At 44.1% G+C, this 18866-nt stretch carries 13 protein-coding genes; 9 read left to right on the top strand and 4 right to left on the bottom strand.

Annotation, left to right across the window (positions count from 1 at the left end; genetic code table 11):
* Nucleotides 1–7 precede the first annotated feature (7 nt).
* Nucleotides 8–1588 carry a cryptochrome/photolyase family protein gene (locus tag ACFOEE_RS14575; protein ID WP_377125839.1) on the top strand — a complete coding sequence of 527 codons (1581 nt, stop codon included), beginning with the start codon at nt 8–10 and terminating at the stop codon, nt 1586–1588.
* Between the two features lie 7 nt (nt 1589–1595).
* On the opposite strand, the gene ACFOEE_RS14570 is transcribed toward ACFOEE_RS14575, so the two are convergent.
* Together ACFOEE_RS14570 and ACFOEE_RS14565 are read right to left on the bottom strand one after the other, a co-directional pair.
* Nucleotides 1596–2009: a DUF3019 domain-containing protein gene (locus tag ACFOEE_RS14570; protein WP_377125716.1), complete on the bottom strand. Its 414-nt coding sequence runs from the start codon at nt 2007–2009 to the stop codon at nt 1596–1598.
* Nucleotides 1999–2847 (bottom strand): MipA/OmpV family protein, encoded by an 849-nt coding sequence (locus ACFOEE_RS14565; RefSeq protein ID WP_377125713.1) that lies wholly within the window; start codon nt 2845–2847, stop codon nt 1999–2001. Before ACFOEE_RS14565 ends, ACFOEE_RS14570 begins: the two co-directional genes overlap by 11 nt.
* A 207-nt stretch (nt 2848–3054) precedes the next feature.
* Here ACFOEE_RS14565 and ACFOEE_RS14560 point away from each other — a divergent pair, with 207 nt between their 5' ends.
* The 6 genes from ACFOEE_RS14560 (at nt 3055) to ACFOEE_RS14535 (ending at nt 7242) form a co-directional block, all read left to right on the top strand.
* Nucleotides 3055–4068, top strand: coding sequence for a phospholipase (locus ACFOEE_RS14560; RefSeq protein WP_377125710.1), 1014 nt, complete (start codon nt 3055–3057; stop codon nt 4066–4068).
* Nucleotides 4068–5246 carry a peptidylprolyl isomerase gene (locus tag ACFOEE_RS14555; RefSeq protein WP_377125707.1) on the top strand — a complete coding sequence of 393 codons (1179 nt, stop codon included), beginning with the start codon at nt 4068–4070 and terminating at the stop codon, nt 5244–5246. The genes ACFOEE_RS14560 and ACFOEE_RS14555 overlap by 1 nt, the downstream gene beginning before the upstream one ends.
* Nucleotides 5243–5782 (top strand): hypothetical protein, encoded by a 540-nt coding sequence (locus ACFOEE_RS14550; protein WP_377125704.1) that lies wholly within the window; start codon nt 5243–5245, stop codon nt 5780–5782. Before ACFOEE_RS14555 ends, ACFOEE_RS14550 begins: the two co-directional genes overlap by 4 nt.
* Before the next feature lie 80 nt (nt 5783–5862).
* On the top strand, nt 5863–6330 hold the full coding sequence (locus ACFOEE_RS14545) for a hypothetical protein (RefSeq protein ID WP_377125701.1): 468 nt from the start codon (nt 5863–5865) through the stop codon (nt 6328–6330).
* A gap of 137 nt (nt 6331–6467) precedes the next feature.
* The gene (locus ACFOEE_RS14540; protein WP_377125698.1) at nt 6468–6674 is read left to right on the top strand and encodes a hypothetical protein; all 207 of its coding nucleotides are present in this window, start codon (nt 6468–6470) and stop codon (nt 6672–6674) included.
* 22 nt (nt 6675–6696) lie between these two features.
* The gene (locus ACFOEE_RS14535; RefSeq protein WP_377125695.1) at nt 6697–7242 is read left to right on the top strand and encodes a hypothetical protein; all 546 of its coding nucleotides are present in this window, start codon (nt 6697–6699) and stop codon (nt 7240–7242) included.
* A gap of 78 nt (nt 7243–7320) precedes the next feature.
* On the opposite strand, the gene ACFOEE_RS14530 is transcribed toward ACFOEE_RS14535, so the two are convergent.
* Both ACFOEE_RS14530 and ACFOEE_RS14525 read right to left on the bottom strand, forming a co-directional pair.
* Nucleotides 7321–10422, bottom strand: a complete 3102-nt coding sequence (locus ACFOEE_RS14530; protein ID WP_377125692.1) for an ATP-binding protein — start codon at nt 10420–10422, stop codon at nt 7321–7323.
* 27 nt (nt 10423–10449) lie between these two features.
* Nucleotides 10450–12903, bottom strand: a complete 2454-nt coding sequence (locus ACFOEE_RS14525; RefSeq protein ID WP_377125689.1) for an EAL domain-containing protein — start codon at nt 12901–12903, stop codon at nt 10450–10452.
* A 192-nt stretch (nt 12904–13095) separates the two neighbouring features.
* Here ACFOEE_RS14525 and ACFOEE_RS14520 point away from each other — a divergent pair, with 192 nt between their 5' ends.
* Nucleotides 13096–17550: a response regulator gene (locus ACFOEE_RS14520; RefSeq protein ID WP_377125686.1), complete on the top strand. Its 4455-nt coding sequence runs from the start codon at nt 13096–13098 to the stop codon at nt 17548–17550.
* Nucleotides 17531–18493, top strand: a complete 963-nt coding sequence (locus ACFOEE_RS14515; protein ID WP_377125683.1) for a diguanylate cyclase — start codon at nt 17531–17533, stop codon at nt 18491–18493. Before ACFOEE_RS14520 ends, ACFOEE_RS14515 begins: the two co-directional genes overlap by 20 nt.
* Nucleotides 18494–18866 lie beyond the last annotated feature (373 nt).

Below are 18866 nucleotides of genomic sequence, written 5' to 3'. Positions count from 1 at the left end.
TAGCATCATGACCACATCACTACCTCAGTACCGCGAGCTTCGTCTGATTTTAGGCGATCAGCTCAACCCTAAACATAGCTGGTTTAAAACCCGCGACGAAAGTACGTTGTACCTCATCGCTGAGCTAAGACAAGAGACCGATTACGTTAAACATCATGTGCAAAAAGTTTGCGCGTTTTTTGCGGCCATGCAGAATTTCGCGCACGCTTTACAACAAGCGGGCCATGAGGTGCTGTACCTTACATTAGATGACACCCAAGCCTACCCTGACCTACCCACGCTACTTCAGGCTTTACTGACACGATTTAAATGCCAAGCTTTTGCCTATCAGCAACCCGATGAGTATCGGGTGGCTGAGCAATTGTTAGACTTTGCCACGATATTGAAAAAGCGTGCCAATCCTGTCCGTGTCGAGCGTTATGACAGTGAGCATTTTTTGCTGCCTTTTGATGACATTCCACGCTATTTTAGCGCCAATAAACACCACACTATGGAATACTTTTATCGTGCCATGCGCCGTCGTTATGGCATCCTTATGGCCGAGGGTAAGCCAGTTGGTGGACAATGGAACTTTGACAAAGAGAATCGCCAAGCGCTACGCAAAGACGATTTAGCAGCTATTCCCACACCTTTATGCTTTGCAAACGATGTGGAGGAGATTTTAGCGCGTTTAGCACGTCATCAAATCTCTACTTTTGGCAAAAGCCAGTCGAAATTACTGTGGCCCACCAATAAAAAACAGGCACTGCAACTACTCTCCCACTTTTGCCAAACTTGCTTACCCTTTTTTGGCCAATTTCAAGATGCCATGAGTTGTCAAACTGAGCATAGCTGGAGTCTCTACCATTGCCGGCTCTCTTTTGCCTTAAATAGCAAAATGTTTCACCCACTGGATGTGATAACGAGCGCCATTGATGCTTATCAAGCGTCGCCTGAACGCATTTCCCTGCCGCAAATCGAAGGCTTTATCAGGCAAATTTTAGGTTGGCGAGAATTTGTTAGGGGAATTTACTGGTGCAATATGCCAAAGTATGAAAGTCTTAACAGCTTGCACGCGACGCGGCCTCTGCCAGATTATTTTTGGCACGGTGAAACACAAATGCAGTGTATGCAGCAAGCCATTAAGCAAAGTTTACGTTTTGGCTATGCACATCATATTCAAAGGCTGATGGTGACCGGTAACTTCTGCCTACTCACTGGGATTGCCCCAGATGACGTAGATGCGTGGTATCTTGGTATCTATGTGGATGCCCTACAATGGGTTGAACTCCCAAACACCCGAGGTATGAGCCAATTTGCCGATGGCGGGATCATTGCCACTAAGCCTTACGTTGCCAGTGGTAACTATCTCAATAAAATGAGCGACTATTGCCAGCATTGCCACTATAACGTAAAAAACAAAGTTGGCCCTGACGCCTGTCCGTTCAACAGTCTGTATTGGCATTTTTTACAGCGTCATGAAGCTTTGTTTAGCAATAATCCTCGCATGACTATCCTCTACCGACAATGGTATCGCCAAGACGAAGCAACTCGTCATGCAATTTTAACGCAAGCTGAGCAATATTTGCTAACCCTCAACGCGTTGTAATGGTCAATTAAAACAGGCGCCAACGGCGTTTTTTAGTGCGAATACGGTGTACCCAATTAACCTCAACTACCGCTTCACCTAATACCTCACCGCTACGGCGCCGGACTAACTCATAAAGGGTGGTTTCGGCACGGGCAAAACTATACAGATAATGGATAGTCTGCGCTTCTTTCCAACAACCTATCGGTTTGGGATTGTCACGCTCACGCAAACAATATTCACCATTATCTGGTAATTTAAGCGTAAAGGTTACATCAGCAAAGCAAGTCCGGCCTTCATTCAGCGCAACACATTTGTTGGGTGAAATCGCCAGTGGTAGCTGCGGCTCAAGTGGCGTATCTGTGCTGTTATTGGCAAACGCAAACACAGGTACAAATCCAGCTATCAATAGCAACACCCTGACGCTGTTTCTAAAAGACATATTTTGCCCCTATAAACAGCACTCGCGCATAATTACGTTCTACCAGTGGGCTGTCTTGGATATTTGACAAGCCCCAGATCAATGACGCGCCACTACTAAACACCCAGCTTTCAGAAATAGGATGGTTTAACTCAAACTGCAAAAACGCACTGGCCGAGGCCTTAGCTTCAAAATAAGGACGATTGGCTCTGACTTCTTCTTGCGTCACACCATAAAAATAGTTTTGGAAGTTCTGCGAGTAATAATTCACGCCAAAGTTGAGCCATAAGTCCCAATTGCGTAGTTCAAAATTACGAGTCGCTTCGGCATGAATTACCCAGCCTTTGGTGTCACCGAGCAAGTCATAAACCACCTCAACTGAAGTTTGGAAATTACCATAGGTACGGTAGTAAGAGAGGCCAAACGATTGATCTGACTCGCGTTTACGAATGCCACGCAGCTCTGGCACAGGTAAGTCACCTTCAACATTAAAGTAACCAGTCTCATCAAACGGTAACTGGTAATTACCGTAAATAATGTCAATTCCCCAATCAGGTTCAACAATCCATTGATAGCCAATATCCGAACCACCGTAAAAGTCGCCTAATTTGCTATCAACATAAAAGTTCTTATATTCAACGGTAATATCAGCAAGCGGAGTGAAGCCTCGAAAGCGGCTATCTGTGCCCACGAGTTTTGGCATGTTCATATCCAAGGCGAATAAACCCGCACTCAGTTGCCAACGAAACTCACTTTCTCTCTCATCATTACCTTCGTGTTCTGCGGCCAATGAGTGAGGGCTGTTAAGCAGTATCGCCGCCGAGAAAAAAAACAGAGTGATCAGGTGCTTAATTGTCATGCAGAGTCCATTAGTGATCTAATTATGGTTGTTATTATTTTTATTGTGCTCAAAACCAACCCATTCTATCGCATTTTAGTTGACTAATAAAACATCGAATAAACTCTAAAAACACCCTTTATTTAACATTAATTTAATACTAATGTAACTTAAACGCCGTCTAATTGGGCGCGCTCTGGTTTAGAGCCATTACTTTAAGGTACAAATATGAAAAAAACATTAACTCTCGCGCTGCTACTGCCGTTATTTACCATGGAAGCACAGGCTTTCAGTCAAGAAACACATAAACGTATCGTTATTGATGCGGTTAACTATATGGCGCAAAATCCGCAAACCACGCAATTTAGTAAATTACAGCAATATGCCAGTCAACATGGTATGACGCTGGCACAGCTTGCCAATGTGTTAGGTCAAGCAGCTTATGACGTAGATGATTTTGAAGATACTTTTTTATGTGGTGCGGTAACAGGGGACTGTGTACAAGCGCCGCTTTGGGGTAGCGCTGAAAGTATCGTCAAATACACTAGCTACTGGCATTTTCAAAACCATACCCAAGGTGCCGATGCCCATGGTAACGACTTTGGCGGCTATAATTACGACAAACTGACGGTTTGGGGTGCGATTGACACTATGGCTGCAACTTGGCTTAAAGGCGACCATCTTGACGACGGCAAAGGCGGACAAACTGGTTGGTTTGGCGCTGACGACAGTAAATACAATAGCTACGGTATTACTGAAGCCCATTATCGTATCGACAGCCAATCTAGCTACAGCATGTATAAAGACTTTGAAAAGATCCCCTTTCAGCCTATCGATAACTTAGGCCAATATTGGTACCAAAGCTATCTGCAAAGCGGCCAGCCGCAGATCTTGGGGTTTGTGTTTCACACCACAGATTTGCTGCAACCTCACCACACTTGGACAACTTCAGATTTAAATCACTCAAGTTGGGAAAGCTGGGTAAAAGACTATTATGACCAAGAAAAACTGAACGATACCCAATTGGTAAAAGCGGCGATGGCCAACTTCTCTGCGGTGCCAAGCAATAGCAGTGATATCCGCCCATTACTGACGCAAGGCGGCGCGTTTTCCTATGCTGAAGGCGGCATAGTATTAAATTCAACCGATCATTACGACCGTGTGCAAACCGGCAAGCAAGTGATCCCGCACGCAATTGCCATGGTTGTACATTTGCTTAACCATGCCATGGTAGCGCGTTAATGCCTTGGTTATTGACTTTGTTGGCAGGTCTTTTCCTGCCATTTATGGTGTGGGCTAAGCCCACTCCTGCAATATTGGGTTTGTTGGATAAAGCCTATCAAGCGCAAGGACAAATGCTGAGTAAAGACGAGTTATTACATCGTGTTAGTGAAAACCGCTTCTTGTTGGCCGAAGCACATCGCTTAGCGCCACACTTTTTAACTCGTCAGGCAGAGGTTGGCTTTAGTACTCAATTTCATACCGAGCGTTATATGCTAGACTTGCTCCAGCATAACTTTACTTTTCCCAGCGTTAATCCACTTAGTGACCATGACTTAGCGACTTTTGATAAGCCTTGGTTGATGGCGCAACTTGGCTCTTATCCAGCAACTGGGCAATATAGCGCCGACCAGCTTAAGCAACTGGCACAGGTCGAGCTGCAATTACCCTCAGTGCAATGCAGTTTGGCGGATATTGTCAGCACACTTTCGATGCAAATGCGCTTCGCCCTTCATCAAGGTGATGTACGGGTACTACATCACGAATTAGAGCGGCGCAACTACTATAGGCAAATCATAGCTCGCCTCCAACCTGAGTTAGACAAACGCCAAATTACTTTAGATGCGTTATTTGAGCTCAGCCAAGCTGAGGTGCTACGCCCCGCTATGCTGGCCTATTTAGGTGTCAAACAGCAGATGCACAGCGAGAAAAGTCCTTACTTGACAGCCTTACTTGAGCAAGTCTCAACAGCACAAATTGCCGCATACTATCATGCCCATAAAGCAGACTTTCGTTATGTTGCCGAAGTTGAAGCCGAGGGTGCAAGCTTTGATAGCCAAGCCGAGGCATTGGCGTTTCGTGAGCAACTCAATCAAAGTCCCGAGGTTTCGTTTGCTACGCTTGGCGATAAGCAGTTATTTGTCGCAGCTCAAGGGCGCCTCAATAAAGCCAAGAGCCGCAATAATTGGTCGCAAAATGTTGCCTTTAATTTGCCGCCACACACTTTGTCACACCCGATCCGAACCCCACAAGGTCAATGGCTGCTGATAAAAACCGGCAACCGCAGTTACGCCTATTATGACCTAAGCAGCGAGACGGTTCGCTATCAAGCCCGTGAAGCCCTGCTCACCGCCATGGCACAAGCGGCCTATCAACAACGTTTTGCCAATTGGCGGCAGCAACAGGACGCATCGCTATGAATGCAGTGAAAGTTAGCTTGTTACTGATTTTAATCATCAGTTTTACTACTGGATGTTATGTGCTGTGGCCCACGACAACAAGCGCGCGGGACCCTTCTGGGACAGCCGCGCATGAACTCGCAGCAATTGCAGAGCCCAAAGCAAAGATTGCACCAGCTCTTGTTCAAGTTGAGGCGCTGCAGCCGGATGCTATAGCGCTAGTTCAGACGACTCCCCAAGCAACACCAGAGCCTGACTCGTCTCCCATCATTTATTTACCCCCTATTGCCAAGAGCAGTGAGCAGCATCTTAGCAATGCGTATCAAGGTGACTTAGATGACCATGAAGCCTATCAGCGGCACCAACAGAAACAGCAAGATAAGTTAAAACATGAATTTGTCGCGGCCAGTAAAATTAAAATCGCAAAGCTGGAAAGCCTGCTGGCTCAAGGTATAGCAGCTGGCCTTGAAGAATCGCAATTGGCAGAGGCACGGGAAAAGATCGCCGCACTAGCGGCACTGAGTCATAAATTACAAACTGAACTTGAGTCAAACTGAACTGTTTTTGGTCACCTGAGATTCAGCGTCACTTTGCTAGGCTTCTAATCGTCGTCATTAGACTGAGTTAGGAGCCTCTTGTGTTAGCACTTCCATCGCAGATTAAGCTGCGTTACAGTTCAGAGCTATCGCGCATTGCAAAGATGGGCCTACTCATTGCGACTACTTGGCTTAGTGCCTGTACGGAGCAAATTGACGAACAATATGCCACTTTAGCAAAAGCCCAAGCGCTACAAGAAAAAGGCTGGCTGCCAACTTGGCTACCGCAAGACAGTCAGCTTTTACGAGTGCAATATAATCTCGATAGTAATCGCGTATTTATTCGCTTACAAACCCAGCAAGGCACAAATTGGCTGCCGAAACCCTGTTATGCAAGCACACACATAGATCACTTACCAACCCAGTTACCGAGTTGGTGGCCCAGTAATGGCTTACGTTACGCCTCCTTACAGCGCCACTACCAAGTTTACTTGTGTAAAGAGCAAGGCCTGTGGTGGGTCGCCACACCTGAGCATGGGCAGTTTGTCCTGATGTGGTATCAGGGTTAGGTGTTTTCACAAGCTTTTGCATCAAAAGAATAGGTGTTTCACTCTACACAATTTGCAACCAATTTAAGTACAAAATGCATGCAATTGCTCTTCAATCTGATAAGCTGGAAGTGCGTTTATCAATAGGAGCAATCTAAATGGATACAAAAAAACTTGCAAAAGCCGCTTTATGTAGTAACCTCGCCGCGTTTCTTAATCGGAAGCATAATAGTAAGCAATTGAAAACTCTCGATTCAGAACGCTTGTCCACTATATTTGGTGGCGTAGGTGGCGGTGGTGGCGGAGTTGAACCACCAATAGTCTATAAAGACGAAAGCAGCAGTAAATGTAATCTAACCGATTAGATCACATCACAGACGGTAGAATATGACTTTGGCAGTGACACTAGACTGGATTTTTATTTCAAGTAAATTTGTAGCACTGTTTTCCCTGCTTTGTTTTGCCGTCGTTTCCACTAAAACTTTACTGTTTGGTCAGCCAGCTGACAATGTTGTGGAAAAAGTTGAGCACTCCTTATTTGTTCTGGTCGCAGTTGCAACCGTTTTTCATTTCACTGGCCGACTTGCATCCGATGCTATTTTGGCTGCCGATATGAGTGTGATGGGGAAACGACAGCTGTATTACATCTTCTTCAGTGTGCATGAACTGCTCGCTATTGCGGCAATCGTCCATTTCCATAATCGCAAAGGTTGTGAGCTGGCCAAAGTCACACGCTATATCTGTTATCTATCCGCGGTTTCTGTAGTTTTGCAACTACTTCGCTATGCGGACAGAGTTGTCTTCGATACCAATTTGCTGAACGTTATTTATTCTCAAGGCTTGATATCACTCAATCTATTCACATCTATGCTCATGCTCGCCTACCCAATCGCGCGCGCCTTGCGTATTGAGCTGAACAGTAAGTGGCTTTAATTCTAGGTATTGTTAGCTTAACGATTAACCATACACGCAACTAAGTGGCCGAGGTCGATAAAACCCTGCTTTACCACCCTAGCCTGACGACACCGAAGTCTTGCAGCTTTCGTCATCAAACTGTTTCGTTGTGCTCAACCAGTGCAATACTTTGGTTTCAAATATCACGGGATCAAGCGGTTTAGAGATAAAATCATTCATACCAGATTGGGTACATGTATCTTTATCTCCCGCCATTGCACCTGCAGTCATCGCAATAATGGGAATATTTTGCAACGCTTCTCCAACTTCACCTTTGCGAATACGTTCAGTGGCTTCAAAACCGTTCATAATTGGCATCTGGCAATCCATTAGCACCAGATCGAGCCGCTCAGCGTCTTTCAATTCCCGCATCACATGGAGCGCATCTTCACCATTGGTGGCAATGAGGCTCACAATGGGATGCTTTTCCAACAAGCCTTGCGCAACGAATCGATTGATTTCATTGTCATCCACAATCAATACTCGGTATGAGTTGGTGTGCTTGTGAACTATGCTTGCGGTAGGCTTTGAGACGGCTTTGTACTGTATTTCTGGATGCCGCAGTGTCTTGTACGCCATAAGTAGTGAAATGGGCAAGATTGGCCGCTCTTGATAAACGCAACGCTCACTTTCATGTACTTGCGGCTCAATATCATGGATATCTTTTATCAGTATCAGCTTACACTTTTTTGTTTCTGCTTTCTGCGCATGCCACTGCGCAAATTTGTCATTTAAAGATGCATTATCACTAATGATTAAATCAGGTAATGACTCATCTGTAAGCGCAAAAAACGCCTCAACTGAGTTGAGCTCCTCTGCCTGACATTGCCACGCCTTTAATTGCCGCAGTATGATGTCTCTTTCGAGGTGTTCTTTGACTAAAACATAACACTTCACCGCGGCCAATGCTGGTGCGACAGCTTTGTAATCCGCATTCTCGTCGTACTGAGCGATAATTGTGAATTTGAACACACTCCCCTGTCCTTCGCTACTTTGCACAGATATCTCGCCACCCATTAAACTGACCAGTTGTTTTGCAATCGACAAGCCAAGCCCAGTCCCTCCAAAGTCCTTTGCAATCGAAGCACTTGCTTGAGTAAATGGCCTAAACAGCTTTTGCTGCTGCGCTTTTGAGATCCCCATACCAGTATCGTGAACAGCAATGTCCACAACTACATCTGTGGCAATTAGTTTGGTACCCACTTTTATCAATATATGGCCAGAATCTGTAAATTTTAATGCGTTGCCAAGCAAGTTGATAATGATCTGTTTGAGCCGGTAAGAATCTGCTATCAAGTTCTCATGTTGCACATCGGTAAAATCGACATAGAGTGCTAGTCCCTTTTCTAGCGCTTTTAAATTCATCGTGGCAATCACAGAGCTCACAGTTTCAATGAGATTGAATGGATTAGGCTCAATATCAAGTTTTCCAGACTCTATTTTAGTTAAATCAAGTAGGTCGTTAATAAGTACAGTTAAGGTTGCAACACTGGCTTTAGCCATACCAAGGTAACTGGATTGCTTGTCGGTTAACGCCTCGCGGTTAAGCAACTCTAACATACCTCCAATACCATTGAGCGGCGTCCTGATCTCATGACTAATGTTGGCAACAAAAGCACTTTTAGTCTTATTTGCCTCTTGTGCCTGTTCCGTCGCAAGTGCTAATTGTTTTGTTCTTTCAGATACTTGCTGCTCAAGTGATTCATTAATAGCGATGATTTTGTGTTGATAGCTCTTTGCCTCTGTTACATCGCGAATAATCGCTGCAACGCTTGGCTGTATTGCCTCATTTTTTGGCGTCACCGGTGACAAATTAATATTTAATGTACGCGTGTTATTGTTGGACAGCTCAATATCTAGCTCTAACGCAACAGCACTGCGCTGCTTAATAACACCTGACAACAGTGCATTATCGAGATTTTGGGCAGTACTGTTACGGCCGAGAATATCGCCAATTGTTTTCTGCTTGGCTTCCTTTTCACTTAATCCAAATAAATAGGATGCTGAATCATTACAACTTAAAATATTACCATCTTCATCGATATTTAAAATAGCATCGGAAGAACCTGAGATTAAAGCCTCATAGCGAGATTGATCATTGTAGAGCTTAAGCAGCTTATCTAAGTAATTTTGGTAAATATAGATAATACCCACAACCACCAGCACTATAATGGCTATGATAAAAATAATATAATCTCGCTGTTTTTCCCACAGCGCTTGAATTTGAATATTAGAAATACCAGTTACAAAGGTTAATGAGCGACTGTCTTTGGTCGATAAATACACGCGACTGGCCAAAATTAAATGGCGAACATTATCAATATAAGCTGCCTGAACTTTTCCAGACAGAGGGGGCTCTGTGGTATCCGTAAGAACCTGCCAACGAAGCTCGGAATTACCAAGGTCAAAGCCATAATTTTGGTTTTCGTAGGGCGACGAAATGAAGTATCCCGCGTCATTTAAAACATACAGTGCTTGGCCTTCTCGATTCACTGTAGATTGAAGGGTATCAAGTAACTCTGATGCATTGATATTCACCATCAGAAAGCCGAAGAATTTATAATTCTCGTCGAATATGGGCTTTGCAACTCTTAAAGCCGGCCAAATTGGGGTTTCGACCACACCGTGCTCACGATTAAGCGTAATATCCGACACATAATATTCATTGGCATTTAACTTGGTAATATCAGCAAAATAGTTTGTTGACCCTTTAGCTTGTAACAAGGCTTCTGGCGTAATGACGACCTTGCCATCGCGACGGTCGACCCGGACAATCTCACGGCCATTATCTGCATGCCCAATTAGTCTTATTTGCTTTACTTCAGGATAACTTTGAATAAAAGCGACAAAAATCGTTTCTAAGCGCTTACGCCATTGCGCTAGCGTGGTGCTATCGGCCGGATCAACGCCAGCATTGAGATATGCCCTTGCAATGCCACTCACTGGCGGGGTAGCATGTAAAAACTCGACTTTACGCCTAACATCATTAAGCGAAGACGTCATCGCTTTGTATACTGCACTATTACTATTTTTTAACTGTTCTGCCTGCTGGGTGAGCAACTCGGTGTAAGCATATTTTGAAAAGGCAAAATACAATGCCACGGCGCAAGAAACTAAGATCCCAAGCCCGAAAAATGGCAGCCATTTCTTGTTAAACATTCTTAAGCTTTTGATTTTCGGCATGGTTTAACACATCTCTTTACTACAAAAACTAATAAATTCTTCCGTAGCAAGGGGTTTACTAAAAAGGTAGCCCTGCCCAGTACCACAAGCTAACGCGACTAATGCGTCACACTGTGCTTGGTTTTCAACCCCTTCGGCAACCAATTTCAACCCCATTGACTGCCCTAAAGAAATAATAGTTTTCACAATTTCGTAGTCATTTTTATTAAGGAGCATATCGTGTACAAACGACATATCGATTTTCATCACATCGACATTGAATTTCTTCAGATAGGCTAAGCTTGAATAACCTGTGCCAAAGTCGTCAATAGAGATTGAAATACCTAAATTTTTCAATTGTTCCAGTTTAGTTTGTGTCAATTCAGCATCTAACATTAATGCCGTTTCCGTTATTTCCAATTCCAATAATTGCGCGGGTAATTGACTCTCAGCCAGTGCGGTATTGATCTGTGCATCCAAGTCGTCTGAACGAAACTGCGCAGCCGCAACATTGACAGAAATTGGGATAGCCAAACCTTTCAGCTCAAGTGTTTTAGCAACAACACAGGATTTCATTAACATCTGGCGGCCAAGTTCTAAAATTAAGCCTGACTCCTCTGCCAATGGTATGAAGGAAGCAGGCGAAATCAGCTTACCAGTCCTGTCTTTTAATCTCGCGAGCGCTTCAGCACCCACAATACGCTTGGACACTAAATCAAACTTAGGTTGAAAATGGACTATCAATCCATCATGTTTGAGCGCATGACGAATGACATTTTCTAGCTCATGACGCTGCATTAAAGCAGACTCTAATTCGTCAGAAAAAAAGCTGTAACGGTTGCGTCCCTCTTGCTTGGCGCGATACAGCGCAACGTCAGCATGACGCATTAATTGCTCTGGATCTGGCGCATCATCGGGAAACACACTAATCCCAATACTGATGGACACACTGTAATATTGGTCGTTAAGCCTAAACTGTTCATGCATCGCTTCCAGTAAAGTCGATGCAAGAGTTGACGCCGCTTCAGCGGAGTTAATGTCATTCATCAAAATCACAAATTCGTCCCCACCTAACCGCGCTAACGTATACGATTGGGGAATAAAACTTTTCAGCCGACTTGCCATCAGGCAGATCAACTCATCGCCAGCTTGATGACCCAGTGAATCGTTTAGATATTTAAAATTATCAATATCAATCAGCAGGGCGCTGGCTTTCAGCTGGTGGGCTTTCGCACTAGCACAGGCAACCACTAAGCGGTCTTGGAGCAAAATTCGATTTGGTAAATCCGTGAGTTGATCATGATTGGCCAAGTGGCTCATCTTTATCGCCATTGCCATAGCTTCGCTGACGTCATGAAACACCATAATGGCCCCAATTATTGTACCGTTTTCATCCCTGATTGGCGCAGCTGAATCCTCTACTGCAAAGACTTGGCCGTTAAGCGAGAGGAGCTCACTGTTTAACGCCATTGCAACGGTACGTTGCTCGCGCAATGCCAAATAGATAGGGTTAGTGAGCATATGCTTTGAGCTTGCATCGCGCAGTGGCATCACTTTTTCAATCTTTTCACCTATGGCCTCTTTAAATCGCCATCCAGTCATACGCTCAGCTATGGGATTCATAAAAGTCACAACGCCGCTCATATCCGTCGCCACTACCGCATCACCAATGGAATTAAGCGTCACTCGCAGCCGTTCTTTTTCTGTATATAACGCCTGTTTTGCCAATTTAAGCTCAGAAATATCCACCACAGTGACGAGAAAACCATCAAGCACCTGCTCATGCTCAACAGGTGTTTGAAAAACTTGGTAAAAGCGCGTTTCACCCTGCACAATGGTCTTGACGGTATATTTTTGCGCGTGGTCTTGATGGGCCTTTTGCTTTATTGTTGAGGCCAGTTCATCTGGGAAGCCTTCTTCGAGCGGAAACTTCAAACCTGCCGTGTTTTTCACGTTAAACCAACTGCCACTGTAGTCGTTGGAAAACAGGCACAGCCAATTTGTGCTCCAGTAGGTGATAAGCACGGGAACCTGTCTCACCAAAGCCTGTAGCTGCTCCTTTGCTCTATTAATTAATTTGTTTTGATGCCTGATTTTTAACTGGTTAAACACTCGTAACTTGCAGATCTTGGGGTTAAATGGCTTATGAATAAAATCCATGCCGCCCAATTCAAGAGAAATAGATTCATAGTCTTTATCACTGTGGCCTGTGATAAATATAATTGGAATGTCTGTAAACTTGGGCATTGATTTTAAGGTCTGACACAGTTGCCAACCATCCATTTCTGGCATTTCAATGTCGAGCAGAATTAAGTCTGGAACAATGGATGGGATCAACGCAAGTGCTTCTTTCGCTGAGTCGGAGAAGTAGATATCACCACAGTCATGTAAGATTTCTTTCAAAGACAAGATATTAGTCAATGAATCATCCACTATCAGGATTTTACTCGCCGATTCAGGAACATTTGCAAACAGCACCTTGAGTCTCCTTGTTTAAATGCCAAACTTGCCAGCCTATGTAAAAATTCTGACTCGCACTATCTCAATCATAGGTTATATTTTTCACATAGCTTGCGGGTAAGTAAAAAAAGTCTTTAATTTAAATGACTATGGTCCTGATGAGGCCATTATGCAGACGCGGAGCAATGCACCTTATGATAGGAGTCACATTTGCGCTTAACTCAATCTAAAGCACTTCTCTATATTCCTGTTTTTATCGTTATTATTGGTTCGCTGTTTGCCATATATGTGGAGCGGATGATTAGTGAGCGCAATAACAACATCATTGCAGAACATCTGACACGAGAACTAGATAAAATCGTTAGTGATACTGCTTCGGCAGTCAAACTGTATGAATATGGTCTAAGAGGTTTAAAAGCGTCTGTTGATACGCTTGGTTTTGATAAATTGGATTACCAAAACCACCTTAAGTACTTTGCAAGCAGAGATTATGCCAAAGAATTTCCGGGTGCTCGCGGTTTTGGCATAATAAAAAAAGTGCCTGCAGCTACGCTCGACACCTTTTTGCAATCGGCTCGCTTGGAACGAGACGGCCACTTTACCTTAAAGCAACTTGACTCCCCAAGCGACCCGCTCTTGATTATCCAGTATATTGAGCCAGAGGCGAATAACCAGTTAGCGGTAGGCCTAGATATTGGATCAGAATATTTTCGCCGCCAAGCCGCACTTATCAGTGCAACATCGCGGACAACACAACTCACCGCCCCTATTACACTGGTGCAGGAGAGTCAGAAAATTAAACACGGGTTTTTACTGCTCCATCCCATATTCAACCATCAGGCTCAAACGAACCAAGAAGAACTGGTAGGATGGGTTTATGCACCTTTGCTCATCCATGAAATTTTGGACGCGGTATTTAGTAAAGCCAATCTGCTGGCAATCGCCATTTCAGATACCACTACCAATGACCCGATTGATTTTTATGGTGACTTTGCGTTTAAAGACAATGCTGAGGCACTGTCTGCGACAAGAGAAGTGAATGTATTTGGGCGCAAATGGTTAGTCTACGTAAACCCACTTGATGGATTTTTTACTCATTTACCACTTGAGAATGCTACACGTGCATTTTGGCAAGTCATCTTACTGACGGCGCTCATTGCCGTATTCTTCGCTGCCATCATTCATTATTCACGCCATCGTCTTGCTGAACTTAGGCAGCGGCTCGCGTTCGCCGCTGTAGTTGATAACGCATCCGACGGCGTAATTGCGCTGAGCAGTCAATTTACTATCAATCAGTGGAACAAAGCGGCTGAGAAAATTTTTGGCTTCGACACACCGGCTTCTTTAAACCAGCCTTTTATCAATTGGCTGGCCAGCTCACTTGCAACCGATAAAATCATTGCAGTGTATAAACTGGTCGCCAATGGTCAGGTGGTCAATAACCTGAGCATAAAATATCAAGCTGACCCATCCGTTGAAGCACGTTACTTAGCTTTGAACTTTTCCCCCATTCATATTAATAACGAATTTACGGGTGCAACGCTTACGGTACACGATGCAACGGATGTGACCTATTTACAAAATGAACTTGTTAAAACCAATAATGCCCTTAAGCAAGATGTGCTCTGCAAATCTGATCAACTCGTCGGAAAAATGTCTTTTGAAGACAGCATCTTAAACAACACCAATTTTGCCATTATTAAAACTACGATTGATGGTGAGGTCTTACTGTTTAATCACATGGCCAGCAGTTTACTAGGATATCGCGAAGAAGAGGTCATTCACACAATGAATGTGGTGAGCCTGTTGAATGTCAGCAGTTTTGACATTTCATTCATTGGCAACAAACTGCCTGATGATTTTATTGAGCAGATGATGAAATCGTCTGAGAGTTCAAGGTATGTGTCCGTTCATGCTGTAATGAAAAATAAATCCGGCCAAGACATTGCTACTCAACTTAATATTGCCCCCATTTCTCGCATGGCGGGCATTGATGGCTACGTCTTTATTGCCAACGATATCAGTCAAAGTAAGCAGCTTGTGAAGGAATTAACTTTACTGCGGGCCGTGCTCGACCACTCAAAAGACATTATGCTTTGGATAACAATGGAAGGCACAATATTTTACTGCAATCCCTACGCACAAGAAGCGCTTGGCATATCCAATCCACAAACGAGAAGCCATCATATTTGTACATTTCTAGAACCTCGCCAGGGTGAGTCATGGGGCAATATTCGAGAAAAAATACTACAGCATGGACAATCTACTTTTGATGCCGCATTCAAACGTGCAGGAAATCAACTCTCCCCTAAACTGGTGTCCGCTTGCCTAATTACATTTGAAAATGAGCCTGCTATTTTCATTGCTGCCAAGAATATTTCTGAGTTGCTTGAAAAAGAAAAACAATTGGAAATGGCGTTGCATCAAGCTGATGCTGCAAATCAGGCAAAAAGCCACTTTATTGCAAATATAAGCCATGAAATAAGAACACCTTTGAATGCTATCAATGGCTGCTTGCAACTGATTGATACAAGCGATAATCATAATGCTAAACAGCCCAACCTGTCCTTAGCCAGACAAGCCATTCGCTCTCTCACCTCTATCGTAGACGATATTCTAGAGTTTATCAGTCTAGAAAATAACAGCGACGAATTAGTCGAGCAAGATATTGCATTGGACGACGTCCTCATGCAAGTGGGCGAACAACTCTACAACCTGGTCGCTGCGAAGCCCGTTGAAGTGCATTATTTTGTAGAAAGAGACGTGCCTAATATTATTCGCACAGATGGTCAGAAGTTAAAACGTATCCTGCAAAACTTGGGGAGTAATGCGGTTAAATTTACCGAACAAGGCGAAGTTATTATTCGAATTTTCGTGATTGAAACGACAGCGAATGACCGCATCAGGCTAGGAATAAGCGTTAAAGATACTGGGATTGGTATATCAGAAAATGATATCCAAGCCATTTTTGACATGTTTAATCAAGCTGATAATTCCACCTCTCGGGCATTTGGTGGACTTGGGCTTGGTTTGACTATCGCTACAAGGTATGTCCATTTACTTGGCGGAGACATTAATGTTGCGAGCAAACAGGGCCAAGGTTCCGAATTTACCTGCGATATATGGGTTAATCCCGCAGCAGCAAAAAAAGCCACTGCGCTACCTCGACCCGACAAGACTATTCGTGTGCTGCTGGTGGATGACAATAAAACTGGCTTACAGATCTTGTGCGACACGTTAGCCCAACTGGCATGGGAAGTCACAGCTACCTCCAATCCCCAAGATGCGTTGCCATTCTATCAGTCAGCTCGCAATCATAACGAAGCTTTTGATATCGTTATTTTAGACTGGCAGATGCCGGAGATGGACGGCTGGGAGCTCGCCAAAGCGATTCGAAGAGTCACACCACAAGATGAAATGCCGATACTACTTATGCTCACAGCCTTCAGTAAAGAGGAAATGACAGAAAAGTTCCGGCACAATACCGATTTATTCGATGGCTTCCTAACCAAACCTGTCACAAGAACTCAGCTATTGCAAGCTTATGCTAACGCCATCAGTTCAAATGCCAAGCTCTCTCCTTCGCGCGAGCTGCCACTCTTTGGGCTGCGGCTTTTGGTGGTTGAAGATAACCCGACAAATCAGTTGATTGCGCGCGCCCTATTAGAAGGACAAGGTGCGGCAGTGACAATGGCGGCAAGTGGCCAACAGGCATTGACGGAGCTAGAAAACAACTTAATCACGTTCGATGTTGTGCTAATGGATATTCAAATGCCAGGTATTGACGGATACGAAACTTGCAAACGGATTAAGTGTCAAGAGAAATTCAGTACCTTGCCTATTTTAGCCATGACTGCCAATGTCCTGCCTTCCGATAAAGAAAAGTGCCTTGAGGCAGGCATGCTAGGGCATATAGGGAAGCCGATTGATGTCGAGGCATTGGTAAATACGATATTAAGTGTGATAAACAATAAAGTAGTGGCAAATGTAGCCAACGATAGCCCTGAGTGTGCGCAAGTATCCACATTGGCGCCGGATATCACTACTTATTGCCAACACCAAGGATTAGATATTACCTCTGCAATGGCTCGTTTTAACAATAACGAAAGCGCCTACACTCGTTCACTCGACTTGTTTATGGCAGATCTTCAGCAATATCAACAACAACTTTTCGCCTCAACTCCTGAATTAGATGAATTGAAACGGCTCTTTCATACCTTGAAAAGCACTGCGGCTTCATTGGGGTTTAGTGCGCTATCACGTACCGCACAAACGCTTGAACAAACTCTGTCTGAGCAAGGGCTGGCAGCTTTGTCTGCTGCGCTACTTGAGACTCTTAATCGCGATTTAGCTCTTGCTACACAACAATGTGAACAGTTACATAACTTACTGCTTAGCACAACACACACTCTCGACATACCATACAGCAGTGATGATTTTGCGCAAAAATTTAAACAACTCCAGGAGGAGGTGAAGAATTTTAATATGCATGCGCTAGAAACGTTCAGTTTGGTGTTACCGAGATTACGCCAAACTTCTTCAGATCTGTCAGATAAACTTGCAATTGCGCTCAATAAGCTTAAATTTAGAGAAGCCGCAGCATTATTGTCCGAACTGGATACGCTAATGGATGAGAAAAAATCACATGAACACGCTAAACGGTGAAACTGCGTTTAATCCGCATGGCTCAACGATTTTAGTCGTAGATGATGCGCCGATTAGTATTCAGTCCATCTACAACATATTAAGCCCAGAGTATGCCATTCTTGCCGCCACCTCAGGTGAAGATGCGCTAGCACTATGCTCAGAAACGCTACCTGACCTCGTTTTGTTGGATGTGATGATGCCTGGGATAGACGGCTTAGAGGTATGTAGGCGTTTAAAACAAGATATAAGGACCCACGACATTCCCATTCTTTTTTTAACTGCTATTGTTGGGCAAAAAGATGAAGATGCATGTTGGGATGCTGGAGCCGTGGATTATATTACTAAGCCTGTGAACCCCACAACTTTAAAAAACCGCTTAAAGGTCCATTTAACCATCAAGTACCAGCGGGATTTTTTAATGAAGTTAGTGTTTATTGATGGCCTTACAGGAGTCTATAACCGCAGGTACTTCGATGAACACATCAAAAAGCTCGAAAGTGCCAGTATTCGTAACCAAAAGGACACCGCGCTGCTGCTGTTAGATATTGATTGTTTTAAACGCTATAACGATCATTATGGCCATTTAAAAGGTGACGAAGCACTGCGACAAGTTGCACGGATCATTACCAGCTCAATATTGAGGCCAACAGATTTTGCTTGTCGCTATGGTGGTGAGGAGTTTGTCGTGGTGTTACCGGATACAGATTTAGCGGGTGCGCTGGAAGTCGCTGGGCGGATCTGCTCTCAATGTTACAACGCGAAAATTGAACATGCGCAATCGCCTTTTCATTATCTTACCGTTAGCATTGGTGCATCTACCTTGATCTACGCGAATGAACATGATCTAAGTGTTGTCGCACTCGCAGACAAGCACCTTTACAATGCCAAACAGCAGGGTAAAAATTGCGTTTTCCCGCATCTAAGTATGCTAAATCCACAGTTTCCTAAAGCAGTTAGCTAGGGCGCCATTCTACCCAGTTGGTACCTGCTGGAAAGTGCAAATCGCTGTAGGTGCATTGTGGTTGTAATGAATATAGCTTTGATTTTCAGCCTTAAACCACCTACTTCAGTAGGTGGTTATCATCAATTAGGCTTTGCCTTTAAATTTGTGGCCTTGGATTGAATTAGCGAGAGGTGAACTCTCCCAACAAAGATTTTTTGCTCTGTAGGCGTGACTTTATGTCGCGCTTATCTTGGATAAGATAGTGACAGGAAAACACTGGAGTCGATAGAGCCCCTTCGAGGAGCTAATGCAAAACCACCTTCTTTAGAAGGTGACTTTGCATTAGCCCCCTAGAAGGGGGCGTTGTTTACTCTAGTGTCAGCTGAGCTTG

The organism is Pseudoalteromonas fenneropenaei (assembly GCF_042643375.1).
In the GTDB taxonomy this organism is placed as follows: domain Bacteria; phylum Pseudomonadota; class Gammaproteobacteria; order Enterobacterales; family Alteromonadaceae; genus Pseudoalteromonas; species Pseudoalteromonas fenneropenaei.
Note: the sequence above shows the minus strand (reverse complement) of the source record. Positions and strands in the feature narration are given on the sequence as shown.

What these genes read in the sequence shown, in the direction of transcription:
- ACFOEE_RS14575 (WP_377125839.1), top strand. Translation starts at nt 8, where the DNA reads ATGACCACATCACTACCTCAGTACCGCGAGCTTCGTCTGATTTTAGGC.
- ACFOEE_RS14570 (WP_377125716.1), bottom strand. Translation starts at nt 2,009, where the DNA reads ATGTCTTTTAGAAACAGCGTCAGGGTGTTGCTATTGATAGCTGGATTT.
- ACFOEE_RS14565 (WP_377125713.1), bottom strand. Translation starts at nt 2,847, where the DNA reads ATGACAATTAAGCACCTGATCACTCTGTTTTTTTTCTCGGCGGCGATA.
- ACFOEE_RS14560 (WP_377125710.1), top strand. Translation starts at nt 3,055, where the DNA reads ATGAAAAAAACATTAACTCTCGCGCTGCTACTGCCGTTATTTACCATG.
- ACFOEE_RS14555 (WP_377125707.1), top strand. Translation starts at nt 4,068, where the DNA reads ATGCCTTGGTTATTGACTTTGTTGGCAGGTCTTTTCCTGCCATTTATG.
- ACFOEE_RS14550 (WP_377125704.1), top strand. Translation starts at nt 5,243, where the DNA reads ATGAATGCAGTGAAAGTTAGCTTGTTACTGATTTTAATCATCAGTTTT.
- ACFOEE_RS14540 (WP_377125698.1), top strand. Translation starts at nt 6,468, where the DNA reads ATGGATACAAAAAAACTTGCAAAAGCCGCTTTATGTAGTAACCTCGCC.
- ACFOEE_RS14535 (WP_377125695.1), top strand. Translation starts at nt 6,697, where the DNA reads ATGACTTTGGCAGTGACACTAGACTGGATTTTTATTTCAAGTAAATTT.
- ACFOEE_RS14530 (WP_377125692.1), bottom strand. Translation starts at nt 10,422, where the DNA reads ATGTTTAACAAGAAATGGCTGCCATTTTTCGGGCTTGGGATCTTAGTT.
- ACFOEE_RS14515 (WP_377125683.1), top strand. Translation starts at nt 17,531, where the DNA reads ATGAACACGCTAAACGGTGAAACTGCGTTTAATCCGCATGGCTCAACG.